This window comes from Kitasatospora sp. NPDC001527, assembly GCF_040298605.1.
GTDB lineage: Bacteria > Actinomycetota > Actinomycetes > Streptomycetales > Streptomycetaceae > Kitasatospora.
In genome coordinates this window covers 1-24,441 of record NZ_JBEPAM010000045.1, presented here as the reverse complement: position 1 = coordinate 24,441, position 24,441 = coordinate 1, and the positions used below count along the sequence as shown (strand labels likewise).

The window sequence follows — 24,441 nt, the reverse complement described above, 5'->3', positions numbered from 1 at the left end:
GGCGTCCCCTTGACGCCCCATCCCGGTATCCGGAAGATACGTAGTCGCCATAAGACACTTCAACGAGACCAGGTTTCGCCGTGGATACCGCCGGCCCCGCAGAACTCCGCGTCGATGCCCCGCACCGCGAACTGCTCGACCAGGTGCTGGACAAGTGGTCGCTCGCCGTCCTGGAGCGGCTTTGCGAACACCCGTGCCGTTTCAATGAGTTGCGTCGGGCGATTCCCGCCGTGACCCAGAAGTCCCTGACGGCGACCCTGCGCCGGCTGGAGCGCAACGGCGTGGTCGAACGCGAGGTGACCGCCACCCGCCCGGTGGCGGTCACCTACCGGATCACCCCGCTCGGCAAGACCCTGCGGCACCCGGTGGACGTCCTGCTGGCCTGGGCCGACGCGCACCTGCCCGCCATCGAGCGCGCCCGCCTCGCCTTCGACGAACAGGCCGACGAACCGGAGGAAGCGGTGCTCCGGGCCCGGCCCCAGCCGCGCTGAGCATGGCCGGGGCGCCCCGCACGCCCAACGCGGCGCTCCGCCGACGGCGCCTCAGGCCGTGTGGCGGTGGCTCGAACAGGTCGGACAGCCCTCGTCGCCGCCCTGGTAGAGGGTCGCCTCGTCGCCGGCGCGAAAGCCGGACCCGGATCGCAGGGCTATATTGCGTACATGCCCCAACGCTCACGGTCGGTCTCTGCTCCTCTGCGCAGCGGGCCGTACGATGCCGTCGGCGACGACGGGCTGATCAAGGTACGGGGTGCCGAGGAGCACAATCTGCGGCGCGTTGACGTGGACGTACCCCGCAACCAGGTAGTGGCTTTCACCGGGGTGTCCGGGTCCGGCAAGTCCTCGCTCGCGTTCGCCACCATCTACGCCGAGGCGCAGCAGCGCTACCTCGAATCCATCGCGCCGTACGCCCGCAGGCTGATCGACCAGGGCGCGGCGCCCAGGGTGGGCGAGATCACCGGGCTGCCGCCGGCCGTCGCGCTGCGCCAGCAGCACAGCGGGGGCAGCACGCGTTCGACGGTGGGTACGGTGAGCCGGGTCTCCAACGTCCTGCGGATGCTGTACTCCCGCGCCGGCACCTACCCGGTGGGCCGTACCCCGGACGACCTGGCCGGGACGTTCCCCCGGGACGCCGCGCCCCTGGACTCGGACAGCTTCTCGCCGAACACCCCGGCCGGGGCGTGCCCGACGTGCTCGGGCTTGGGCCGCCTGCACACGGTCGACGAGAGCAGGCTCGTCGGCGACGATTCGCTGAGCATCCGGGAGGGTGCCGTCGCCGCGTGGCCGGGCGCCTGGCAGGGCAAGAACTACCGCGACATCCTCGCCGAACTCGGAGTGGACATCGACGTCCCGTTCCGTACGCTTCCGGCCGCCCGCCGCGCGTGGCTGCTGACCACGGACGAGCAGCCGACGGTCACCGTGCACCCGGTCCGCGAACCGCACCGCATCGCGCGTTCCTACCAGGGCACCTATATGAGCCCGCGCAGGTGGGTGCTGCACACCTTCGCCACGACCAAGGCGGCGCACCTGCGAGCGAAGGCCGCCTCGTTCATGACCGAGGAGGTCTGCCCGACCTGCCGGGGAAAGCGGCTCAACCCGCAGGCCCTGGAGGTGACCTTCGCCGGGCAGGACATCTCGGTCGCCACCTCGATGCCCCTGACGCGGCTCTCGGCCTTCCTGGAGACGGCGCGCGACCACCCCGACACCCGCGCCCTGCCCACCGAGCGGCGGCAGGCGGCGCACGCCTTGATCTCCGGCCTGCGGGCCCAGCTGGGCACCCTTGTCGACCTGGGCCTCGGCTACCTCGCGACGTCCCGCGCGACCTCCACCCTCTCCAGCGGCGAACTGCAGCGCCTGCACCTGGCCACCCAGCTCCGCAGCGGCCTGTTCGGCGTGCTGTACGTCCTGGACGAACCCTCGGCGGGACTGCACGCCGCCGACACGGAACTGCTGCTGACCGCCCTCGACCGGCTCAGGGGAGCCGGGAACAGCGTCTTCGTGGTGGAGCACAACGCGCAGGTCCTCGCGTCGGCCGACTGGATCGTCGACATGGGGCCGGGAGCGGGCCGGCACGGCGGACACGTCCTCTACAACGGCCCCGCACAACGACTGGACGAAGCGCGGGAGTCGGTGACGGCCCGCTATCTCGCTCGGACCGCGCCCGCCGTCCCCGGACCGCAGGAGCCACGGCGTCCCGCGGGATGGCTGCGCCTGTTCGGCGTCACCGGCCACAACCTCCGTGACCTGGACGCGAGTTTCCCCCTCGGCGCCTTGACGGCGGTCACCGGCGTCTCCGGGTCCGGAAAGTCGACGCTCCTTCGGCGTGCCCTCGCCGACACCGTCCGCGGCCACCTGCACGGCGAGGAGACGGACGAGGACCGGGCCCGGGAACCCGCACCGGAGCGGGCGGACGACGAGGAGCCGGGGGCGCCGGCCGGCGATCTTGCGGAGGACCGTGTGACGGTGCGGTCCAGCGAGGGACTGCAGCACGTCGACCGGCTGGTGGTCGTGGATCAGAAGCCCATCGGGCGCACCCCGCGCTCCAACCTCGCCACCTACACGGGCCTCTTCGACAGCGTCCGCAAGCTGTTCGCCGCCCAGCCGGGGGCCCGGGAACTCGGCTACACCGTCAGCCGGTTCTCCTTCAACCTGCCTCAGGGGCGCTGCCCGCACTGCCTGGGTGACGGAGTCGTCAGCATCGAGCTCCTCTTCCTGCCGACGGAGACCTCCCCCTGCCCGGTCTGCGCGGGCGCCCGCTACAACCCCGGCACGCTCATGGTGCGCTACCGCGACCGGACCATCGCCGACGTGCTGGCGATGAGCGTGGAGGAGGCCCTGGACTTCCTCCACGACGTGCAACCCGCCGCCCGCATCCTGAGCCTGCTCGCCGACATCGGCCTGGGCTACCTCGGGCTCGGCCAGAGCGCCACGACGCTGTCCGGCGGGGAGGCCCAGCGCATCAAGCTGGTGAGCGAACTGCACCGCGCGCCGCGCGGCCACAGCCTCTACCTCCTGGACGAACCCACCGGCGGGCTGCATCCCGCCGACATCGACCTCCTCGTCGGGCAGTTGCAGCGGCTGGTGGACGCGGGCAACACGGTCGTCATGGCGGAGCACGACCTGCGCACCGTCGCCGCCGCGGACTGGCTCGTGGACCTCGGCCCCGGCGCCGGTGCGGACGGGGGCCGCATCGTCGCCGAAGGCCGCCCTGCGGACGTCGCCCGGCTGGGCGCGACGGCGACCGCCACGCACCTGAGCCGGCATCTGCCGACGGCGGCGGACCCCGGGTAGTTCCGGCGGACCGGTCCGGGCACCGGCGGAGCCGACCGAGCCGCCCCGTCGTGGGGGCCTCCACCCGGTACCTGGCCTACCAGCACTGTCGGGTTACCAGGGCTTGAGGACGAGGCGGATCGGCTCGTCCTCCCGGGAAGCGGGGCGGCGGGGCCCCGTGACGCGCTGCGGGCCCAGGGCCGCAGCGTCCTGATCATCGCGATGATCGCGCCGCCCGTCACGGGCGTCACCGGTGCGGACATCGTGGCCCGCAGTACCCAGCCCACCCCGAACGAGCGCAGTACCCGCCTGATGGGCACCGCCGACGCGTACGTCAGCACCAGCGCGCGGCCCGGCCGGCAGCCGGTGCAGGGCGCGGACCCGGCGGACGGCACCGTCTCGATCCTCTCCCAGCAGGGCCCCATGCCCACGCCGACCCCCGAGGAACACGCCCGCAGCCTCCAGTCGCCGGGGTGGTGGCGGAGGGTTCGGCTGCGCGGTTGGGGCCGGGACTCAGATCATGTGCATGCCGCCATTGACCTGGATGGTCTCGCCGTGGACGAAGCTCGCTGCGGGGGAGCACAGGAAGGTGATGACGGAGGCGACTTCCTCGGGTCTGCCCAGTCGGCCCATGGGCGTGCTGGAGAGCGCGTCCTCGCCCCGGGTGGCGACGTAGTCGCGGGTCATGGGGGTCTCGATGATGCCCGGCGAGACCGTGTTGACCCGGGCGTGCCCGCCCAATTCCCAGGCGAGGCTGCGGGAGAAGGCGAGCAGGGCGCCCTTGGTCGCGGCGTAGTGGGCGTGCCGGATGCTGCCCCGGTGGCCCGCCATGGAGGCGAGGTTGACGATGGCGCCGTGCTTGTTGAGGTGCGGCAGGACGGCGCGGGTGAGGTAGAAGACCCCGTCGAGGTTGACGGAGACGACGGTCCTCCACTGCTCGTCGGTCATGTCGGCGACGGTCTGTTCGGGGTAGATCCCGGCGGCGGGCACCAGGAAGTCGACCGAACCGAACTCCTCGACGGCGGCGTCGACGAACGCGGTGTTGCTCCGCGCCGAGGCCGCGTCCAGGTGTCGGATCAGCACCCGGCCCCCGCCGGTCCCGAGTGAGGCGGCGAACTCCTCCAGGGCCGCCGGGTCCAGGTCGCCCAGCACCAGGTGGGCGCCGGCCGCGTGGAACTGGCGGGCGACCTCGCGGGCGATGCCGCCGCCCGCGCCGGAGAGCAGCAGGATCTTGCCGTGGAAGGGGGTGGGGTCACTCGACGGTGTCATTCTCGTCCTCAAGAAAGAGTTCGGGGTGTTGTACCAGCTGGAGCCGCGTGCGGCGGATGTGTCCGGTCAGGAAGCGTTCGGCGTCCTCGGGGTCGCCGCGCCGGATCGCTTCGATGATCAGGCGGTGTTCGGCGTGGATCAGCTCCCAGCCGGTGGCGTCGGTGATCCGGGCGAACGCGCGGCGGTAGTGCTGCGTGGTGTTCCAGAAGCGGTCCACCATCTCGGTGAGCTGGCCGGCGGGGCAGCCGGCGTAGGTGAGCAGGTGCAGCCGACGGTCCAGTACGAGGAAGCGGTCCACGTCGGTGGTGGCCTCGATCTGCCCGGCGAGGTCGGCGAGTTCGGCGATCTGGAGCGCGGTCAGGTGCGGGATGCTCTCGCTCAGCGCGAGCGGTTCGAGGCGTTCCCGGATCTTGTAGACCCCCTCGCACTCGCGCATGTCCATCTTGGAGACCCAGGCGCCGCTGTTGGACTTGACGACGGTCAGTCCCTCGGCGGCGAGAATCCTCAGGGCCTCGCGGACCGGCAGGCGGCTGGCGCCGAGCCGTTCGGCGACCTGTTCCTGCATGATCCGTGCCCCGGGCGGCAGTTCGCCGTTCAGGATGGCGGCACGCAGGTGGTCGGCGACCCGCTCGCTGGCGACGGCGGAGGAACTGGGTCCGGTTGCTGGTTTCTGGGGCACGGCGGGTACGGCTCACTTTCCGGTGCGGCGGCGGTGTTCAGTCGGAAGGCTGCCACAACGACGCGGGCGCACCGTCCTCGCACCTCTTGCCGTGCGGATAGGAGACCAGCTCCAGCTGCATCCCCCAGGGGGTGAGGAAGTAGACCCAGCGCTGGCCCTCGCTGGGGCCGCTGCTCGCGGTCGGCTCGCCGAGGATCCGTACTCCGTGGCGGCGCAGATGGGCGACGGCGGCGTCGAGATCGGTGACGTAGAACGCCAGATGGTGGCCGCCGATGTCGCTGTTGCGGGGCTGGTCCGTGCGCCGGCCGGGGGCCTCGTACTCGAAGATCTCGAAGCTGGGGCCGCCGGCGCAGCGGAAGAAGCGCAGCTCGCGCATGACGGCACGCGGGTGCACGTTCAGGTGCTCCGCCATCCACGTGCCGTCGGAGCGGAACGGCCCGAGCGAGTAGACGTGGCGGCAGCCGATCACCTCGACGAAGAACCGCGTCGCCTCGTCGAGGTCGGGGACGGTGAAGCCGATGTGCTCGACCCCGGTCAGTCCCGGCAGCCCCTGCCGCGGGGCTTCCTCGCCCTGCTCCGGTGAATGGATCCATTGTCCTGGCATGGATATCACCCTGGTCCGCAGAAGGTGCCGTAGTCAAGGGTCTCTGTCGCAACCTGAACATCACACTCCGGTAACGAGGGTTGGCTATGGATCCATTCGCTGCGACAGTGCTGGTCGAAACACATACGGGAGTTCACATGCCTACACACCGGAAACTGGCCGCGGCATCGCCCTGGACCCAGCTGACAGCGACCCGGAAGGACTGGCAGAACGCCGACCCCGCGCTGCTGACCTCGATGTTCGCCCAGACCCTGCTGATCAGGACCTTCGAGGAGTACGTCCTCGACCTCGCGTCCCAGGGGCTGGTCCACGGCCCGGCGCACTCCAGCATCGGCCAGGAGGGAGGCGCGGTCGGCTCCGTGCACGCGTTGACCAGCGCGGACTTCGTCGGCGGCTCGCACCGGGGACACCACCAGTTCCTCGCCAAGGCCCTGGGCCACGTCGCCCCGCACGGCATCGACCCGCGCGTCCCGGTGAGCGACGACGTGCGTACCGTCCTCACCCGCAGCCTCGCCGAGATCTGCGGGCTGGCCCGCGGCTTCTGCCGGGGCCGGGGTGGATCCATGCACCTGCAGTGGCGCGAGGCCGGGGCGATCGGCACCAACGCCATCGTCGGCGGCGGCGTCCCGCAGTCCGCCGGGTTCGCCTGGTCGGCACGGCAGGCCGGCACCGACGCGGTGTCGGTCGCCTACTTCGGCGACGGCGCGGTGAACATCGGCTCCGTACTGGAGACGATGAACCTCGCCGCCGCCTGGAAGCTGCCGCTCTGCTTCTTCATCGAGAACAACCGGTACGCCGTCTCCACCCACGTGGAGGAGGTCACCGCCGAACCCCGGCTCTCCGCACGCGGCCTGGGCTTCAACATCCCGGCCTGGCAGGTGGACGGCATGGACCCCCTCGCCACCCACCTCGCCATGCGCGAAGCCGTCGCACACATGCGTGCCGGCAACGGCCCCGCCATCGTGGAGGCCGACGTCTACCGCTACTACCACCAGAACGGCCCGTTCCCCGGCAGCGCGTTCGGCTACCGCACCAAGGACGAGGAGAAGGAGTGGCGGGCCCGCGACCCGCTGGCCCTCCTCGCCGAGCAGCTCACCGAGCGCGGCATCCTGGACGCCGCGGCCGTCGAGCAGTGCACGGCGCGGGCCAGGGAACTGCTGGCCGGCATCGGCGACGAACTGCTGGAACCCGACCCGGACGGCAAGCCCGGAAAGCGCCGGATCAAGCCCGCCGAGTGGCCCGACCCGTCCTTCCGCGACGTGGGCGTACGCGGTGACCTCTCGGAGTTCGACGGCGTACGCCAGGCCGACCTGGACACCTTCACCGGCGCCACCGCCGAACGCAAGTTCATCGACGTCGTCTCCGAAGTGATGCGCCGCCGGATGGCCCAGGACGACTCGATCGTCGTCATGGGCGAGGACGTCCACCGCCTCAAGGGCGGCACCAACGGCGCCACCAAGGGCCTCGCCGAGGCGCACCCCGACCGCTGCCTGGGCACGCCCATCAGCGAGAACGCCTTCGCCGGACTCGGCTGCGGCATCGCGCTGGACGGCCGCTACACACCGGTGGTCGAGTTCATGTACGCGGACTTCATGTGGGTCGCGGCCGACCAGATCTTCAACCAGATCGGCAAGGCGCGGCACATGTTCGGCGGCGACGGCGACGTACCGCTCGTACTGCGCAGCAAGGTCGCCATGGGCACCGGCTACGGCTCCCAGCACTCCATGGACCCGGCCGGCGTCTTCGCCACGGCACCCGGCTGGCGGATCGTCGCCCCCTCCACCCCCTTCGACTACGTCGGCCTGATGAACTCCGCGCTGGCCTGCAAGGACCCGGTGGTGGTGCTGGAGCACGTGGACCTGTACAACTCCACCGGCACCGGCCCGGTGGACGACCTCGACTACTGCCTGCCGGTGGGCAAGGCCGCGGTGCGCCGCACCGGCTCGGCCCTCACCGTCGTCTCGTACCTCGCGATGACCGGCCACGTCCTGGAGGCCGTCGAACAGCTCGGGCTGGACGCCGAGGTGATCGACCTGCGCTGGCTGGACCGGGCCAGCCTGGACTGGGACACCCTCGGCGCGAGCATCCGCAAGACCAACAACGTGCTGCTCGCCGAACAGGGTCCCCTCGGCACGTCCTACGGCGGCTGGCTGGCCGACGAGATCCAGCGCCGCTACTTCGACTGGCTCGACCAGCCGGTCCAGCGCCTCACCGCGGGCGAGTCCTCACCCAGCATCAGCAAGGTGCTGGAGCGCGCGGCCATCGCGCGGACCCCGGAGGCCGTCGCCGCGCTCCGCCGGGTCACCGAGAACTGACCCCGACCCCACGTGACCCAGGAGGGTTCCCCATGGCTGAACTGTTCCGCATGCCGGCGGTGGCCGCCGACGACACGGCGGGGGTGCTGTCCGCCTGGCAGGTGGCGGAGGGCGCCGCCTTCGCGGCGGACGACGCGCTGATCTCCGTCGAGACCGACAAGGCGGAGGTCGACGTCCCCGCCGAGCGCCCCGGCGTCCTGCTCAAGGCGCTGTACGAGCCCGGCGCCGAGATCGAGGTGGGGACCCCCGTCGCGGTCCTCGGCGCGCCCGACGAACCGGTCGGGGACCTCGACGCGCTGCTCGCCGAACTGGGCGTTGCCCCCGCCACCGGGGCGGACGTCCACCGCCCCGAACGCCGGACCGTACCGGAGACCCCCGCGCCGGCCACGGCGGCTCCCGGCCCCAACCCCGGGACCGCGCCGCACGCCGTAGCGCGGCCCCCCCCCCCCAGGGCGGCCGAAGCCGGACCCGCGCCCGGCGCGCGGCTGTTCAGCAGCCCGCTCGCCCGCCGGCTGGCCCGCGAGGCCGGGCTGGACCCGGCCGGGCTGACCGGCACCGGCCCAGGGGGCCGGATCGTGCGCCGGGACGTCGAGGCCGCCGTCGCCGCCCGCCGGCACCGGCCGGAGCCGAGCGCCCCGCCCCGGGAACCGGCGGACCGGGCCGCGGCCCCCGCACCCCCGCAGGGGCAGGCCCCGGCCGCTCCGGCGGGCGCCGGCCACCAGGACATCCCGCACACCCGGATGCGGCGGGCCATCGCCGCACGGCTGACCGACAGCAAGCGGCACACCCCGCACTTCTACCTCCGCGCGACCTGCGAGGTGGACGAGCTGCTCGCCTTCCGGCAGCGGATCAACGCGGCGAGCCCGGTCAAGGTCTCCCTCAACGACATCCTGGTCAAGGCCGCCGCGCTCGCGCACACGGCCGTACCCGAGATGAACGCCACCTGGCACGCGGACGCCGTACGCCGCTACGAGAGCGTGGACGTCTCGATCGCCGTCGCCGCCGACCGGGGACTGCTGACGCCGGTCCTGCGGGGCGTCGAACGCATGTCGCTGTCGGCGGTCGCCACCGCGACCCGGGAGCGCGTTGAGCAGGCGCGCTCCGGCACCCTGCGGCAGGCCGACCTGGAAGGCGGCTCCCTCACGATCTCGAACCTCGGGATGTACGGAGTCGAGGAGTTCTCCGCCATCATCAACCCGCCACAGGCCGCCATCCTGGCCGTCGGCGCGGTACGGGACGAGGCCGTGGTCCGCGACGGGACGGTCACGGCGGCCAAGGCGATGACCGTGGTCCTCTCCGTGGACCACCGGCCGGTGGACGGCGCCGTCGCCGCCCGCTGGCTAGCCGCCTTCACCGGCGCGCTCAGTGACCCGATGCGGATCGTGGTCTGAGCCCTTCCCCTCCCCTCCCCTCTCCTCCCTTCCCCTCCCCCGCCGGGCGGTGCCGCGCGCGCCTCTCCCTCCGGCTGCCGCGCCGCCCGGCCCCCGGCCGCGATCCAGCGCCCCGCGGACGGCGCCCCGCCGACCACCTGGACCCTCCCCTAAGGACACCGATGTCTTCGCCCCCCACCCTCGCGCCCCGTGACACCCTCGGCGAGCTGGACAGACGCAACCTCCGCCGGCTGATGCCGCTGCTGCTGGCGGCCTACATCATGTCGTTCCTCGACCGGACCAACATCGGTCTGGCCAAGGAACGGCTGGAGGCCGACCTCGGCATATCCGCCGCCGCCTACGGGCTCGGAGCGGGACTCTTCTTCCTCACCTACGCGGTGTCCGAGATACCCAGCAACCTGATCATGCACCGGGTGGGCGCCCGCTGGTGGATCACCCGGATCATGCTCACCTGGGGCGTCATCTCGGCCTGCATGGCGTTCGTCCGGGGAGAGAAGTCCTTCTACGCGATGCGGCTGCTGCTCGGCGCCGCCGAGGCGGGTCTGCTGCCGGGCATCCTCCTCTACTTCACGTACTGGTTCCGCTCCGGCACCCGGGGCCGGGCCATCGGTCTGCTGCTGCTCGGGGCTTCGATCGCCAGCGTGCTCGGCAACCCGCTGGGCGGTCTGCTGCTGGAGATGGACGGGATCGGCGGCTGGCACGGCTGGCAGTGGATGTTCGTCATCGAGGGCCTTCCCTGCGTCCTCCTGGCCTTCGTCGTCCTCCGCTACCTCCCGGACGGCCCGGCCACGGCCCCGTGGCTGGCCGCCAAGGAGGCGGCGCTGGTCAGCGAGGCGGTGACCCGCGAGCAGGAGGAGGGCGCCAAGGCCGCCGGGACAAGCTCCGGTTCCCTGCTGACGGTGCTGCGCGACAAGCAGATGCTCATCGCGATCTTCGCCAACTGGACGCATCAGGTGGCGCTCTACTCCGTCGTCTACTTCCTGCCCGGCATCATCGGCGGCTGGGGACACCTGTCACCGTTCACCATCGGGCTGCTGACCAGCCTGCCCTGGGTGACGGCCGCGATCGGTGCCGTCGTGGTGCCACCGCGCGCCACCACCCCCCGCCGCTCCCGCAACTTCGTGGTGACCGGCCTGCTGATGATGTTCGTCGGACTCGTCGTCGCCACCGTCGCCGGCCCGGTGATCGCGCTGCTCGGCTTCTGCTTCACCGGCCTGGCGTTCTTCGTCGTCCAGCCGCTCCTGTTCAACTTCCCCGGCACCCGCCTGGAAGGCAGGACACTCGCCGGCGGCCTGGCGCTGCTCAACACGGTCGGCATCACCGGCGGCTTCGTCGGCCCCTACGTCATGGGCTGGGCCGAGGAGAGCACCGGCAACCACCTGGCCGGCCTGTGGATCTCCGTCGTACTGCTGGCCCTCGGCGCCGCGGCTGCCACCCGTCTGCGGTTCTCGGCCCAGGACGAACGGGACGGCGCGAGCTGACCCGTTCGTCCTGGGCCGGCCGACCGAGGTCATCCCCTTCGGCTGGTTCGGTGGGCTGCCGGCCATGGTGGGTATCGTCGAGCGGTTGGTGCCGGAGGTTCCTCTACGGCCCCAGGGCGCGGGCCGGCGTCGGCTTGGCGGCACTGGGGCACTGGAGCACTGAAGCACTGGCTGTGATCGTGCTCGTGGCGGCTCCGGGTGCACGTCCCTGCTCCTGCCGAGTGGCCGACCGTCTTGCCGCCGTCCGACAACCGCGGTCCCACCCCGCGGGTCAGCTGTGCTGCGGCTGGCCCAGGGGAGCGTGGCGATGGTGCCGTTGTCCACCCGCAGGTGGGTCTCCCCCGTCGAGGGATTCCGGATGCCGACGCCGGGCCGCCCGCCGGCGTCGGCCGGCCCGGCGCACGTCCGGACCGGCGGACGGGGCGCGGTCACGCAGGGGCGCCGAGCGGCGGGTGTTCGAGCACGCGGGGCTTGTACTCGACCAGCTGGATGCGGCCGTCGAAGGTGCGGTGCCCGATCATCTCAAGGGCGACGTCCGGATAGCCGTCGTAGATGCGTTCTTCACCCGTGGCCCCGGTGATCACCGGGAACATCACGACCCGGAAGCGGTCGACGAGTCCGGCTCGCAGCAGGGACCGGCACAGGCTGAGGCTGCCGATCGTGCTGAGGAGTCCCGAGCCGCTCGCCTTCATGGCGCGGACCGCCTCGACGGCGTCGTCGCGGACGAGCGTGGAGTTGACCCATGTCAGTGGCTCCTTGAGAGAGGAGGAGAACACCACCTTGGAAGCTTGCGTGAGCTCGTCGACGGACGCCTCCTCCTCGGGCCGGAACCCGTCCTGGCCGTTCGGGACCTCGCCTGCGGCGAAGCCCGACATCAGGCGGTAGGTGTTCGCTCCCATCAGGTAGGTGACCTTGGGCTGCTCGCCGAGCCATGCGAGGTACTCCGGGCCCTCCATGCCCCAGAAACCGGGCCACCCCTCCCCCGATGCGTAGCCGTCGAGGGAGGTGATGAAGTCGACGAGAAGCTCCGACATGGCGCTGTCCTTTCCTGGGGTGTCACGAGCTTGGACCGGCCGGGAGTCACAAACTCATCGGCCACGCTGTGGAGTAACGGGAGAACCGCCCGGGCCAACCGTCGCGCTCAGCCGAACCCAGTAAAACGCCGAGGGGCCGACTGAACGCCCAGCCCGTGTTCGAGATCTGCCGTGTCCCGTTGCGGAGGCGACATCCGAGCTCGTCGTGCGCGGTGTCGGGGTGGGTATCCGTCGGATCTGACGGACGAACAGTGAGCGCTGGTGGAGCCGTTGCTCCCTCCGGCGCGGGTGGGCCCGCAAGGTGTCCGGCGGTCAGGAGGTCAACGGAGAGCGGTCCCGTGACGCTCCCCCGCGGTCGACCGAACGGAGCTGCGGCAATGCCCGTCCACGTTGCCTCCCGGTCCGTCATGCGACGCTGCTCCCTCCGCGCAGTGGCGTGTCACCGGACCATGCTCTGTCGCTATCCTCGCCCGGACCAGGTGATGGGCCAGCAGGTGCCGCAGCGGCAGGAGGTGGGGGTCGTGCTCGGGCACCAGCGCGAGCGCGTTCACGGCGGTCTTCAGGCGCCGGCGTTCGAACAGGGCCCTGACCGGTTCCTCCAGGGGGCTGGACTTCCCCCGTTCGTACAGCGCTTGCAGGATCAGGCCGGCCAGCGGGCTGCCCGCGGGCGCGTTGCGCATCGCGCGGCGGGTGAAGCGCATCATCGCGCGGTCGGAGCCGTGCCACTTGGCACACCAGTACTGGAGGGCCTGCCAGTGCGCGTCGTAGTGGTGCGGTGCCCGGGCGGTGAGTTCGGCCCAGAGCTCGCGGTCGGCGGTGGCGCGGACGGTTATGGGCGGTCGGTCACGCGGTCGTCGAGGAGGGCCTGGCCGAGGGGGGTGAGGGTGTGGCGCACGCCGGGGCCGGTGCGTTCGGTGGTGAGGAGGCCGGCGGCGCGCAGGACGGTGGCGTGGTGGCTCGCGGTGGCGGGTGAACAGCCGGTGCGGCGGGCGAGTTCGGCGGTGCCCGCCGGGTCGGCCGCCGCGTGCAGGGTGCGGGCGCGGGTGGTGCCGAGCAGGGCGACGAGCGCGCCGTCCGGCCCGTCCTCGGCGGCCGGGGACCAGATGGCGCGGTAGGTGGTGAGGTCGGGGGCGAGCGGGTAGTGCAGGACGAGCGGGTGGTCGAGGCCGCGGTTGTCGGTCAGGGCCATCGGGTCGGGCCAGAAGAAGGTGGGGACGAGCATGACGCCGGCGCCGCGCAGCCGCAGGTCGGCGTCGACGGGGAAGGGCAGCGTCAGCACCGGTGACTGCCACCGGATGTCGGGGTGGAGGCTGCCGAACAGCCCGTCCAGGCCGCGGTCGGCGGCGAGGGTGGCCCGCCGGGCGCGGTCGGTGTGCGCGGCGGCCAGCAGCTGCGACCAGTACGGCGCGACGGCGAAGGCGTGGTACTCGCGCAGCCGGCGGTCGACCAGTTCGCGCCACTCACGGTCGCCCCGGTGCAGTTCGTAGACCCACCGGGGCGCCCGGGGGCGTGTCCTGCTGAGGGCCCGCAGGTCGGCGCTCCACCGTCGGCCGGGCAGTGACCAGGTCTGCTCCAGACTCTCCGGCAGGGTGTGGCTGCCGGCATGCAGGAACGCTTCGGCGGCCTCCGCCGCCCCGAGGGGCGTCGCCAGGTCGAACAGCACCCGCAGTTCGGGGCGGATGCTCTCGCGGGTCCGACTGCGCCACCCCTCCAACGCCACGCCGCCAACCTCGCGGGTCTGCACCAGCGACAGGCTCAGGATCGACTCGGCGAGCGGGTCGGGTGCCCGCGCGATCCGAACCCTGGTCAGGTCGTCGTGGGTGAAGTGGATCCGCAGCAATTCCGCCCCTCTCCGTCGAACACCGGCAGGGGTACCGCACGCAGCCCCCCCGGCCCCGTCCCCGTCCCCCCTCTGCGGCCTTACGACCACCGTAAGCGGGACGGCACGGCAAGAGTGGGGCGTTGCCCGGCTCTGACCGGATCGTTCCACGGCACGGACATTCCGTGCCCGACCCCGGAGGCAGGGTGGTTCAGGCGGCGGTGCCCCGGGGCGGCGCTCTTCCCAGGAGGGCCCCCTCCCGTTCCCGTGCGGCCCGTGTTCGTCGTGGGCCCGCGTGCCGCCGCACAACGCCTGCCCACGAGAACCGGGAGAAGAGCACGGGACGAGGATGACGTCGAGAGACCTTCGCCCGTGTCGGAGCGTCGGTCCTGCCGGCCTCCGCGGACGGGCCCGCCGAACGGCGCGGACCCCGTCGCGCCGCTGCCCGTCTGCTCCGCCGGAGCGGGCGCACGCGGGCCCGGGCACGCTCCGTACGCGCCCCTGCACCCCCTACCGCCGCTCCGACCGGTTGGCCAGGATGTCCGGGTTGTTGTCCGTACGCACGAGAGGGCGTGTTGCGATGACGCAGCCGCAGCGAGGCGCGCACGAGCGGCCGCCGGCGGACCCGGGCCAGGGCGATCCGCCGCCCGGGAACGCCGACGGGCAGGTGCCGAAGCCGGACCCGGGCAGTGACGGGAAGCACCGCAAGCCGAAGGGCTGAGTCGTGGATCTGCTGAAGCGGCGGGCCGCTCTCGACGCGGCGATGCAGGCGCGCGGGGACTGGCCGGAGCGCTCGCCGTGGCTGCGTGAGGCCGTGGCCGCGCTGCCCCGGGACCGGTTCGCCCCGGAGAGGCTCTGGCGGTGGGACGGACACGCGTATGTGCCCGTCGACCGGCAGGCCGATCCGGACGGCTGGAGCGGCGAGCTGTACGCGGGCCCGGACGCGGCCGCCGTCACCCAGGTGTCGGGCGGGCTGCCGTCCTCCAGCCTCTCCGCGCAGGGCGTGGTGGTGGGCATGCTGGACTCGCTGCGTCTGGAACCCGGCCACCGGGTGTGGGACGTCGGCGGCGGGCAGGGCTGGAACGCGGCCCTCGCGGCCTGGCGGGCGGGGCCGGGCCGGGTGGTGTCCACCGAGATCGACCCGGACCTCGCGGCGTTCGCCCGGGAGCGGCTGGCGGCCGCCGGCCTGGAGGTGGAGACGCTCACCGCGGACGCCACCACCGCCGCCCCCGGTGGCGGGCGGTTCGACCGGGTGATCGCCACCTACGCGGTCGAGCAGGTGCCGTGGACCTGGATCGAGGCGGCCGGGCCCGGCGGGCGGATCGTCTACCCGTGGGGCCGGCTGGGTCACGTCGCCCTCACCGTCGCCGCCGACGGCCGCAGCGCGAGCGGCTGGGTACAGGGTCTGGGGCAGTTCATGGCGGACCGCACCGCCGCGGTGCCGCCGGTCGCCGGGGCGGGCGGGTACCGGGCAGTGCGCGGCGAGGGGCCGGCGGATGCGCAGAGGCCGGTCGGCCGTGACCTCGCCTCGCTCGAATCGGACTGGGACCTCAGGTTCGCGCTGCGGGTGGCGGTGCCGGACGCGGTGGTCTTCACCGGCCGTGACGAGGACGGTGTCAGCGCGTGGGTCCATGACGGCGTGGCGGCGTGGGCGATGTTCTCCGCCACCGGCACCGGCGGGAGCGTGCTGTTCCAGGGCGGCGGGCGGCGGATCGGCGAGGAGCTGATGCTCGCCTGGGAGCGGTGGGAGGAGCACGGCCGGCCGGATCCGTACGAGTACGGCATCACGGTCACCCCCGAGCGGCAGTTCGCGTGGCTGAACAGCCCGGACGGCGGGCCCCGGTGGGTCCTCTCCCAGGCGGCGCCCGCCGCTTCGCGCTGAAGGCGGCCGTGCTGCGGGCCGGTCCCGGCCTGGTGTCGGTCACGCGCCGCCGGTGCCCGGTCGGTTCAGCGCGGCACACGGGCGTGACGCGGCTGCCGGACCCGGTCGGGCCGGATGACGGCGGCCGTCGGCCGGCGGCGTGGACGCACGAACGAGGGCCCGGTCGCGACCAGAACCATCGCGAGCGCCGGCGGAACGAGCAAGAGCACCATGAACACGATCACGCGTGCCTCCAAGGACGTCGGGACGGCGTCAGCCTCCGGCGCCTGCCCCGTGCGGCTGATGTCATGTCAACAGCCGGACAGTCGGCGAGGGGCGCAGGCCCCGCAGGCGCACCCGGCCCGTCGGACGCTGTCCGGCTCGCCCGCGGTGCGGGGCTGCGCCGTACGACGGTCCTGGAGCTCGATGGCCTTGCGCGCTGCGGGCACCGGGCGCGGGCGGGGGTCGAGCGGCAGGTCGTGCTGGGTGTTCCGCGCGGACGTGGGCGGGAACCGGCCGCGGCGGGCAGCCTGCGCGGCGACGACCATCGCCGACGCGCTGATCAGAGGGTCGATCAGGTGCGCGGGATCCTCCCGGAGTGGTGGCGGGCCGGAGCCGCACGCACCCTGAACCGGGCAAGAACCGGATCCGCTCCCGGGGGCCTGCCCGGGGCGCCGTAGGCGCGCCGCACCGCTGGTCCTGGGCACGGGAGCGCCGGGCACCGATGAAATGAAGATTCCGTAGATGGCACTCTTGACCAAGCTTGAAATATTTGTAACTCTCGATGTTCCCGCGGCCCGCCCGCGCCCCTGCCCGACCCGCAGCGCGGCGACGCGGCCCGATCGAAGAGGTAGACATGAGTTCTTCAACCACGGTGTTCGTGGCGACCAACGACCTGTCCGGATTCACCCGCGGGCGTGCCGCACCGGGCAACGCGGCCGACGGTGTGCTGCGCCGCGGGCTGGGATGGGTCCCGGCCGATCTCGCGGTGACGGCCTTCGGGGAGCTCGCGCCGAATCCGTTCGGCTCGGCGGGCGACCTGAAGCTGCTGCCGGCCGAGTCCACCGGCGTGGACATCCCCGCCCGTGGCGATCTGCCGGGTGTCCGCCTGTATCTCGCCGACCAGGTGCTGCCGGACGGCACCCCGTGGGAGAACTGCCCGCGCACCTTCGCCCGCAGGGCCCTCGACGACTTCCGGCGTGCCACCGGGCTGGACGTGGTGGCCACCTTCGAGCACGAGTTCATGATCCCCGGACTCGACAGCGGCGCCCCGTTCTCCTTCACCCGGTTCCGGTCCGCCGAGCCGTTCGGCAGTGAACTGGTGTCACTGCTGGACCGGATGGGACTCGAACCGGAGACGTGGCTGCCGGAATTCGGCACCGACCAGTTCGAGATCACCCTGCGCCCCTGCGACGGCATGACCGCCGCGGACCGCGCGGTCGTCCTGCGGGAAGTGGTCCGCGACCTGGCGTCCCAGCACGGACACCGGGCCACGTTCGCGCCGCTGCTGCACCCCGACGGCAGCGGCAACGGCGTGCACGTCCATCTCTCCCTGCGCGACGCGGCGACCGGACGGCCGGTCCTGTACGACGCCTCCCGTCCCGGCGGGCTCTCCGAGCTGGGCGGGCGGTTCAGTGCGGGGATCCTCCGGCACGCCCGGGCGCTGCTCTCGTTCACGGCGGGCAGCCCCAGTTCGTACCTGCGCCTGACGCCCCACCGCTGGAGCTCCGCCGGAGTGTTCCTGGCCGAGCGCAACCGGGAGGCCCTGCTGCGGATCTGCCCGACGAGCAGCCTGGGCGGCGGAGTCGTCGCCGACCAGTTCAACCTGGAGTACCGGGCCGCGGACGCGACCGCCAACCCGTGGCTGGTCCTCGGAGTACTGGTGCGGGCCGGACTGAGAGGGGTGGAGGCGGACTACGCGCAGCCGCGGGTCTGGCCCGAGGAGGCCGGGGAAGCGGATCTCGCGGACGTCCCCTGCCTGCCCGGCGGCCTGGAGGAGGCCCTCCTCGAACTCGACAAGGACGACGTGGTGTCCGGCTGGTTCTCCGCCGAACTGCTGGAGACCCACCGCTCCGTGAAGCGGTCGGAGCTGGCCGCGGTCTCGGGCCTGGACGAGCGGGGCGTGTGCGGGCGGGTCGCCGATGTCTACTGAGCCGATGTCTACTGAGCCGATGTCCACCGAGCCGGTGTCCGCTGGACTGCGCCGCCACATCGCCGCGCTGCCGTTGGTCGACCACCACGTCCACGCGTCGCTCGCCTCGCCGGTGACCCGGGGGCAGTTCGAGACGCTGATCACCGAATCCGACCGCCCCATCCCGGCCGGGGTCACCCAGTTCGACTCCCAGATCGGGTTCGCGATCCGCCGCCACTGCGCGCCGCTGCTCGGTCTGCCCCCGCACGCGTCGGCGGACGCGTACTGGGCCGCGCGGTCCGAGCGGACCCCGGAAGAGCTGTCGGACCTCTTCCTCGCCGCGGCCGGCGTCTCCGACTGGTTGCTGGACACCGGCTTCAAGAGCGACGAACTGCTGTCGCCCGGCACGCTCGCCGAGCGCCTGCCCTCCCGGTTCTCCGAGATCGTGCGCCTGGAGACCGTCCTTGAGGGCGTCGCTCCGACGAGCGGCGCCGCGCGCCTCGCCGACGACTTCCGAACGGCGCTCGCCGGGGCCACCGCATCGGCGGTCGGCCTGAAGTCGATCATCGCCTACCGCTACGGCTTCGACTTCGCGCCCGCCCGCCCCACCGCCCAGGAGGTGGAACGGGCGGCCGGCGCCTGGCTGCGCGAGCTGGAGGCGGGCGCCCCCCTCCGGGTGGCCGACCCGGTGCTGCTGCGCATGGCCCTGTGGACGGGCGTGGACACCGGCCTGCCCCTGCAGCTGCACGCCGGGTACGGCGATCCCGACCTGGATCTGCGACGGTGCGACCCGCTGCTGCTGATGCCCTGGCTCAAGGAGATCGACGGCGCCGGAACCGATGTCGTGCTGTTGCACTGCTACCCGTTCCACCGCAACGCGGGGTTCCTCGCCCAGGTGTTTCCCCACGTCTACTTCGATGTCGGTCTGGGGGTGAACTACACGGGCGCCGCCTCCACCGCCGTCGTCGCCGAGAGCCTCGAACTGGCCCCCTTCACCAAGGTGCTGTACTCCTCCGACGCCTGGGGGCCGCCCGAACTCCACCACCTGGGCTCCGTCCTCTGGCGGCGCGGCATGTCCCGGGCGCTCGGGGACTGGGTCGAGGAGGGCGAGTGGTCCGAGGCCGACGCCGTCCGCGTGGCGACGATGATCGGACGCACCAACGCACAGCGCCTCTACGGACTGCCCCATGCCTGACCCGGACGCGTACGAAGCCCTGTGGTCCGCCCTGGAGCGGCACCTCCCCGCGGCGCTCGACCTGAGGCGCCGGCTGCACCGCGAGCCCGATCTGTCGGGTGACGAGGCAGCGACCCGGGACATGGTGCTGGCCGCGCTGCCGGGGGCCGGTGCGGCGGTGAGGACGGCCGGGACCGGCGCCGTGCTGCGCATCGGCGGGCCGGGACCGGCGATCGGTGTGCGCGGGGAGATGGACGCGCTGCCCGTCACCGAGGAGACCGGTGTCGCCTGGGCGTCGGCGCGGCCGGGGGTCATGCACGCGTGCGGTCATGACACCCATCTCGCCGCACTCGTCGCCGTGGCGGGCGCCCTGGCCGAGACCGGGCCTCCGGTTCCCCTGCTCGCCGTGTTGCAGCCGCGCGAGGAGACCTACCCGTCCGGGGCCCGGGACATCACCACCAGCGGCGTGCTCGACTCCGAGCGGTGCGCCGCCATGGTGGGCGTCCACGTCCAGCCCCTGCTGGCCCGGGGCGAGGTGGCGTGCACGGCGGGGGGCGTCAACGGTTCGGCCGACGAGTTCGAGATCGTCGTGCGGGGCAGACCCGGACACGCCGCGTATCCCCATCTGACGAACGACGCGCTGCTGGCGATGTCCGAGATCGTCGTCGCGCTCCAGAGCGTGGTGAGCCGGTCCGTCGACCCGATGGCTCCCGCCGTCGTGGGAGTGTCGTCGTTCTCGGCGGGCAACGCCGCGAACGTGATCGCCGGCACGGCGCGGGCGACCGGCACCGTCCGGGCGCTGGCGTCCTCGACCCGGGAACTGATCCACCGACGGATCACGGAGGTCGCCGAATTCGTCGCGCGGGCACACGCCTGCACCGCGTCGGTGACCATCACCCACGGGGAACCCGTGCTCGACAACGATCCGGCTCTGGTGCGGAGCATCACGCACCAACTGGACCGCCGGGGGCTCCCGGTCGCCGGGAACCTGCGCTCCCTGGGCTCGGACGACTTCTCGTACTTCTGCGAACGCGTGCCCTCGGCCATGCTGTTCGTCGGCACCAGGACGTCCGAGCCGCTGCACTCCTCGCGCTTCCTGCCCGACGACGCGGACGTCCACGCGCTCGCCACCGCTCTGATGGCGGCGTACCTCGGAACGGCCGCCACCCTGGAGGAGCACGCCGGCGCCCCGGGAGCAGCGGCCGGATAGCGACCCACCCGTCCTACGGCCCGGGGCCGGGCCGCCCGCAGCGGAGGCGGCCCGGCCCCGGGCCGTTCAGGCGTGCTCGATCGCCGACTCGAACCGTTCCATGCGTTCCCTGCCCGCCGCGCCCACGGCGTCCGTCACCGCTGCCACCAGGCTCTCGCTCAGTGCCATCGCGGCCACCAGGGAGTCGAACGGCGAGGCGGACTCCACCCGCGCCGGGAGGACGACCTTGGCCAGCTTGGCGATGGGGGAGAGCCAGTTGTCCGTCATCAGGCACACGGTGGCGCCCCGGGCGGCCATTCCCTCGCTGAAACGGAGGCTGGACTCGCTGTAGCGGCGGTAGTCGAGGACGAGGAGAACCGTGTTGGCGTCGGCGTCGGCGAGTGCCCTGCGACGCTCCATCTCCTCCTCGCCGATCACGTCGACGTCCTCGCGCAGTTGCCACAGGTGGATGACCAGGTACTCGGCGAGCAGCCGGCTGAACCGGCCCCCGGTCACGCGCACGCTCCGGGCCGGGTCACCGAGAAGCCTGACGAGGGTGGCGAACTCCGACTCCGGAAGCTCCGCGTAGGTGGCCTCCAGCAACTGCGCGAAGGCCCGGTGCGTCTCCGGCAGCACCCCCTTCGCGGAGACCGACGCCTTCTCGGCGTACTGCTTCAGCGGGGAGCCCAGTTCCCCGTTCAACTCGTGGACCAGGGCGCGCTGGAAGGCCGGGAATCCGGCGAAGCCGAGCCGGGTGACGAAACGGACCACCGTCGCCGAACTCACGCCGGCACCGGCGGCCAGGTCCGCGACGGTGGTGAGGCCGGCCGTCGGGTACTGGGCCAGCACCGCGCGGGCGACCTTGCGTTCGCCGTTGCTGAGTCCGTCCATGGCGGAGAGCAGCAGCTTCCGCACCGACGCGTGACCCCCCGGTATCGTCTCCATCTTTCAAGACTACCAAGGAAGGGCGCACTGAAACGTTCGTTACATCCGCTCGCGCCAGGACCGGGGTGGCGCCCGGGGCCTCCCCACGGCGACGCCCCCTGGGACGGACGCGGGCCCGCGGGGCGCGTTGCCGTGCCCCCGGGCCCACGATGAGACGACCGCCCCGCGCGCGGGACTCCTCGTCGACGCGCCGTCAGCTCCGCGCCTCCTCAAGGACGCCGGCCAGGGCGTCCACGAGCAGATCGATCTCGTCCTCGGTCGCCACCAGCGGAGGGGCGAACCGCACGGTCGATCCGTGGGTGTCCTTGGCCAGGACGCCGCGCCGCAGGAGGCCCTCGCACGCCTCGCGGCCGGTCATCAGCCCGGGGTCGATGTCGACTCCGGCCCACAGCCCCCTGACCCGCACCGCCAGCACGCCGGCGCCGACCAGCTCCCGCAGGCGGGATTCCAGCCGCTCGCCCAGGACCCGGGCGCGCTCCTGGTACTCGCCCGTCGACAGCATGGCGGCCACCTCGCGGCCGATCGCGGCCGCCAGGGGGTTCCCGCCGAACGTCGAGCCGTGGGTCCCGGGAGTGATGACGCCGAGCACGTCGTCGTCGGCGGCCACGGCGGACACCGGGTAGAGACCGCCGCCCAGGGCCTTGCCGAGCACGTAGACGTCCGGCACGACGTCCTCGTGGTCGCAGGCGAAGGTGCGGCCGGTGCGGGCCAGGCCGGACTGGATCTCGTCGGCCACCATCAGCACGCCGCGCCGCGTGCAGAGTTCACGCAGTTCCCTCAGGAATCCGGGCGGCGGGACGACCACACCGCCCTCCCCCTGCACGGGCTCGAAGAGGACCGCGACCACCGTGTCGTCGATCGCGTCGGCGACCGCCCGGACGTCGCCGTACGGCACCCGCACGAAGCCGGGCGTGAACGGCCCGTAGTGGTCGGTGGCGACCGGGTCGTCGGAGAAGCTGACGACCGTGGTCGTCCGCCCGTGGAAGTTGCCGCTCATCGTGATGACGGTGGCCCGGTCCGCCTCCACGCCCTTCACGACGTAGCCCCACTTGCGGCTCACCTTGACGGCCGTCTCCACCGCCTCGGCGCCGCTGTTCATCGGCAGGACGCGCTCCTTTCCGGTGAGCCGGGCGAGCGCCTCGGCGAACGGGCCGAGCTGGTCGTTGTAGAAGGCGCGGCTGGTCAGGGCCAGCCGGTCGAGCTGCTCATGGGCGCGTCGGAGCAGACGCTCCGGGCGGTGACCGAAGTTCAGGGCGGAGTAGCCCGCCAGGCAGTCGAGATAGCGGCGCCCGTCCACGTCGGTCACCCACGCGCCGTCGCCGGAGGCGAGGACGACGGGCAGGGGATGGTAGTTGTGCGCGGCGAAGCGCTCCGTCTGCTCGATGTGTTCCCGCGCCGTCCGTGACGGGGCCGGCGCGGCCGTCCGCCTCGCGTCGCCCATGCTCCCGCGCCCCTCGTCGTTCTGGTTCATCCCGGCTCGCCTTCCCGACCGCCGATACGCGAGCGGTCGAAACTGTGGATTCACGTGATATGGACGGCAGCTAACATGAAATATTCGTTTCATTCAAGGGGCGCGCCGGGGTGGCAGGTGGGCGTGTCGTGCGCCGAGCGCGACCGAGAGGACACCCTTGGCCATCGCGGATGGTCAGAGACATGGGGCCGACCCCGAACGACGCCGCGCGCACGGTCCTTGACGGCCCGTGAATGTAACATCCGTTTCGGAATTGGCTATTGACACGCGAAACCTACCGCCTGTTTCATTCTGGCCAAGCGGCGAGGCCCGGCACCGAGACGGTCGCGGGCGCCGCATCTCCCGAGCGCGCCACTGGAGGCGTCATGAGCTCCCCCGAAGAAACTTCCCGGCTGAACCGCCTGATGTCCGTCGTCGACGGACTGCGCGACGAGATGACGGCGAGCCTGCAAGAACTCGTCCGGATCCCGTCCGTGAGCCCGAAATATCCAGGAGTCGAGTACAAGGAACACGTCGGCCGGGAAGGTGAGGCGACCGCGCTGCTCGCCGACCTCTACCGCCGCGCCGGGGCGTCCGTGGACGTCTTCGCCGTGGAGGAGGGACGCGACAACGCCGTCGGCCGGATCGGCGGCAAGGGCGGGGGAAGCTCGCTGATCTTCAACGGTCATGTGGACGTCGTCCCCGGCGGAGATCCGGCCGGGTGGGCCAAGGCCCCGCCGTTCGCCGGCGCGGTGATCGGTTCCCGGATGTACGGCCGCGGGACCACCGACCAGAAGTCCGGGCTCGTCGCACAGGCCTATGCCGCGATCGCCCTGCGCGAGGCCGGGATCGAGCTCGGTGGAGAGCTGCAACTGCAGTGCGTGGTCGGAGAGGAGACCGGTGACCACGCCTGCGGGACGGGCGCGGTGGTCGAGCGCGGGTACGTCGCGGACGCCGCGGTCGTCTCGGAGCCGAGCGCGCCGCCCACACCGCTGTCGATCGTGGTCGCCAGCCCCGGACTGCTGTGGTTCTCGGTCACGGTCGAGGGCAAGAAGGTGCACGGCTCCATGCGGGGCGCCACCGTCCACCCCACCCAGTCCGGCGACTCGATCGGTGTGAACGCCATCGACAAGGTCTTCCTCGTCTACCGCGCGCTGCGCGCGCTGGAGGACGAATGGGCCCGCACCCAGCGGCACGACCTCTGGTACAACGGCCACTTCTCCCTGCTGCCCGGTGCCATGCGCGGCGGCCCCGGTGAACTGACCGTCCCGTTCGCCCTGTCCGACACGGCCACCATCGAGTACGGGGTCATGTATCACCCCGAGCGCTCGCCCGAGGACGTGAGGGCCGAGATCCAGGCCGTCATCGACCGTGCGGCGGACGCCGATCCGTGGCTCCGCGACCACCGCCCGCGCTGTGAGTGGAAGCTCAACTGGGACCCGTTCGTCACCTCGCCCGACGACAGCATCAGCCAGTCCGTCGCCGGCGCGTACCGGACCGCGGCCCAGGGCACCGCCTTCTCCGACCAGCCTTCCTACACCGGGCTCTACGGCGTGTGCGACGCGACCGTGTTCACCCGGACCGGCGTGCCGTCCGTCGTCTTCGGCCCCGGCGACCTGCGCGTCGCCCACGGCAACGACGAGTACGTCGACCTCGACGAGGTCTGGCTCGCGGCCCGCACCTACGCCGTCCTCGCCACCCGCTGGTGCGGCGCCCCTTCCCCGGTGTCCTGACTTCCCCCGTGTCCTGACCCGGACAGGTCTCCTCCTCGCGCGGGCGGCGCCCCCGCCCGCGCGAGGAGCCCCGGTCGTGCGCCCCGGACCCCGGTCCGGG

Annotated in this window: 20 protein-coding genes; 10 read left to right on the top strand and 10 right to left on the bottom strand. The window is 72.5% G+C overall.

The genetic code is table 11. The annotated features are described in order from the left end of the window. Positions 1–59: 59 nt before the first annotated feature. Positions 60–191 (bottom strand): hypothetical protein, encoded by a 132-nt coding sequence (locus tag ABT238_RS30460; RefSeq protein ID WP_350560072.1) that lies wholly within the window; start codon positions 189–191, stop codon positions 60–62. Between ABT238_RS30460 and ABT238_RS30455 the strand changes: the two genes are divergently transcribed. Next, entirely contained in the window at positions 132–491 is a 360-nt protein-coding gene (locus ABT238_RS30455; RefSeq protein ID WP_350560066.1) for a winged helix-turn-helix transcriptional regulator, read from the top strand. The genes ABT238_RS30460 and ABT238_RS30455 overlap by 60 nt on opposite strands. A gap of 168 nt (positions 492–659) precedes the next feature. Further along, complete coding sequence (locus ABT238_RS30450) at positions 660–3,287, top strand: excinuclease ABC subunit UvrA (RefSeq protein ID WP_350801679.1); 2,628 nt, start codon at positions 660–662, stop codon at positions 3,285–3,287. A 492-nt stretch (positions 3,288–3,779) separates the two neighbouring features. On the opposite strand, the gene ABT238_RS30445 is transcribed toward ABT238_RS30450, so the two are convergent. The 3 genes from ABT238_RS30445 to ABT238_RS30435 are packed head-to-tail and all read right to left on the bottom strand — an operon-like array spanning position 3,780 to position 5,818. Further along, the gene (locus ABT238_RS30445) at positions 3,780–4,535 is read right to left on the bottom strand and encodes an SDR family NAD(P)-dependent oxidoreductase (protein ID WP_350801675.1); all 756 of its coding nucleotides are present in this window, start codon (positions 4,533–4,535) and stop codon (positions 3,780–3,782) included. Further along, a complete protein-coding gene (locus tag ABT238_RS30440; RefSeq protein ID WP_350801673.1) occupies positions 4,519–5,214 on the bottom strand; it encodes a GntR family transcriptional regulator in 696 nt (231 codons plus the stop codon). Before ABT238_RS30440 ends, ABT238_RS30445 begins: the two co-directional genes overlap by 17 nt. A 37-nt stretch (positions 5,215–5,251) precedes the next feature. After that, positions 5,252–5,818 carry a VOC family protein gene (locus tag ABT238_RS30435; RefSeq protein WP_350801671.1) on the bottom strand — a complete coding sequence of 189 codons (567 nt, stop codon included), beginning with the start codon at positions 5,816–5,818 and terminating at the stop codon, positions 5,252–5,254. Between the two features lie 137 nt (positions 5,819–5,955). On the opposite strand from ABT238_RS30435, the gene ABT238_RS30430 reads away from it, so the two are divergent. The 3 genes from ABT238_RS30430 (at position 5,956) to ABT238_RS30420 (ending at position 11,005) form a co-directional block, all read left to right on the top strand. After that, the gene (locus ABT238_RS30430; protein WP_350559981.1) at positions 5,956–8,133 is read left to right on the top strand and encodes an alpha-ketoacid dehydrogenase subunit alpha/beta; all 2,178 of its coding nucleotides are present in this window, start codon (positions 5,956–5,958) and stop codon (positions 8,131–8,133) included. A 32-nt stretch (positions 8,134–8,165) separates the two neighbouring features. Beyond that, positions 8,166–9,524 carry a dihydrolipoamide acetyltransferase family protein gene (locus ABT238_RS30425; RefSeq protein WP_350801664.1) on the top strand — a complete coding sequence of 453 codons (1,359 nt, stop codon included), beginning with the start codon at positions 8,166–8,168 and terminating at the stop codon, positions 9,522–9,524. Positions 9,525–9,685: 161 nt separating this feature from the next. Continuing rightward, entirely contained in the window at positions 9,686–11,005 is a 1,320-nt protein-coding gene (locus tag ABT238_RS30420) for an MFS transporter (protein ID WP_350801660.1), read from the top strand. 428 nt (positions 11,006–11,433) lie between these two features. Here the strand turns inward: ABT238_RS30420 and ABT238_RS30415 are convergent, their stop codons facing one another. The 3 genes from ABT238_RS30415 to ABT238_RS30405 all read right to left on the bottom strand — a co-directional run bounded on the left by ABT238_RS30415 (position 11,434) and on the right by ABT238_RS30405 (position 13,879). After that, on the bottom strand, positions 11,434–12,039 hold the full coding sequence (locus ABT238_RS30415) for a dihydrofolate reductase family protein (RefSeq protein WP_350559969.1): 606 nt from the start codon (positions 12,037–12,039) through the stop codon (positions 11,434–11,436). 320 nt (positions 12,040–12,359) lie between these two features. Then, positions 12,360–12,743, bottom strand: coding sequence for a hypothetical protein (locus ABT238_RS30410; protein ID WP_350801657.1), 384 nt, complete (start codon positions 12,741–12,743; stop codon positions 12,360–12,362). A 125-nt stretch (positions 12,744–12,868) separates the two neighbouring features. Then, positions 12,869–13,879: an ArsR/SmtB family transcription factor gene (locus tag ABT238_RS30405; protein ID WP_350801655.1), complete on the bottom strand. Its 1,011-nt coding sequence runs from the start codon at positions 13,877–13,879 to the stop codon at positions 12,869–12,871. Positions 13,880–14,582: 703 nt separating this feature from the next. Between ABT238_RS30405 and ABT238_RS30400 the strand changes: the two genes are divergently transcribed. After that, complete coding sequence (locus ABT238_RS30400; RefSeq protein WP_350801651.1) at positions 14,583–15,740, top strand: methyltransferase domain-containing protein; 1,158 nt, start codon at positions 14,583–14,585, stop codon at positions 15,738–15,740. A gap of 65 nt (positions 15,741–15,805) precedes the next feature. Here the strand turns inward: ABT238_RS30400 and ABT238_RS30395 are convergent, their stop codons facing one another. Next, complete coding sequence (locus ABT238_RS30395) at positions 15,806–15,964, bottom strand: hypothetical protein (RefSeq protein ID WP_350559957.1); 159 nt, start codon at positions 15,962–15,964, stop codon at positions 15,806–15,808. A gap of 611 nt (positions 15,965–16,575) precedes the next feature. Here ABT238_RS30395 and ABT238_RS30390 point away from each other — a divergent pair. The 3 genes from ABT238_RS30390 to ABT238_RS30380 are packed head-to-tail and all read left to right on the top strand — an operon-like array spanning position 16,576 to position 20,234. Next, positions 16,576–17,871 (top strand): type I glutamate--ammonia ligase, encoded by a 1,296-nt coding sequence (locus ABT238_RS30390; RefSeq protein ID WP_350559954.1) that lies wholly within the window; start codon positions 16,576–16,578, stop codon positions 17,869–17,871. Between the two features lie 4 nt (positions 17,872–17,875). After that, complete coding sequence (locus ABT238_RS30385) at positions 17,876–19,045, top strand: amidohydrolase family protein (RefSeq protein ID WP_350801644.1); 1,170 nt, start codon at positions 17,876–17,878, stop codon at positions 19,043–19,045. Next, entirely contained in the window at positions 19,038–20,234 is a 1,197-nt protein-coding gene (locus ABT238_RS30380; protein WP_350559948.1) for a M20 metallopeptidase family protein, read from the top strand. Before ABT238_RS30385 ends, ABT238_RS30380 begins: the two co-directional genes overlap by 8 nt. A gap of 66 nt (positions 20,235–20,300) precedes the next feature. Here ABT238_RS30380 and ABT238_RS30375 read toward each other — a convergent pair whose 3' ends face one another. Both ABT238_RS30375 and rocD read right to left on the bottom strand, forming a co-directional pair. Continuing rightward, complete coding sequence (locus tag ABT238_RS30375) at positions 20,301–21,158, bottom strand: MurR/RpiR family transcriptional regulator (protein ID WP_350801639.1); 858 nt, start codon at positions 21,156–21,158, stop codon at positions 20,301–20,303. 193 nt (positions 21,159–21,351) lie between these two features. Then, a complete protein-coding gene (gene rocD / locus ABT238_RS30370) occupies positions 21,352–22,629 on the bottom strand; it encodes an ornithine--oxo-acid transaminase (RefSeq protein WP_350559942.1) in 1,278 nt (425 codons plus the stop codon). 365 nt (positions 22,630–22,994) lie between these two features. Between rocD and ABT238_RS30365 the strand changes: the two genes are divergently transcribed. Continuing rightward, positions 22,995–24,341 carry a M20 family metallopeptidase gene (locus tag ABT238_RS30365; protein ID WP_350559939.1) on the top strand — a complete coding sequence of 449 codons (1,347 nt, stop codon included), beginning with the start codon at positions 22,995–22,997 and terminating at the stop codon, positions 24,339–24,341. The last annotated feature ends 100 nt before the right edge of the window (positions 24,342–24,441 follow it).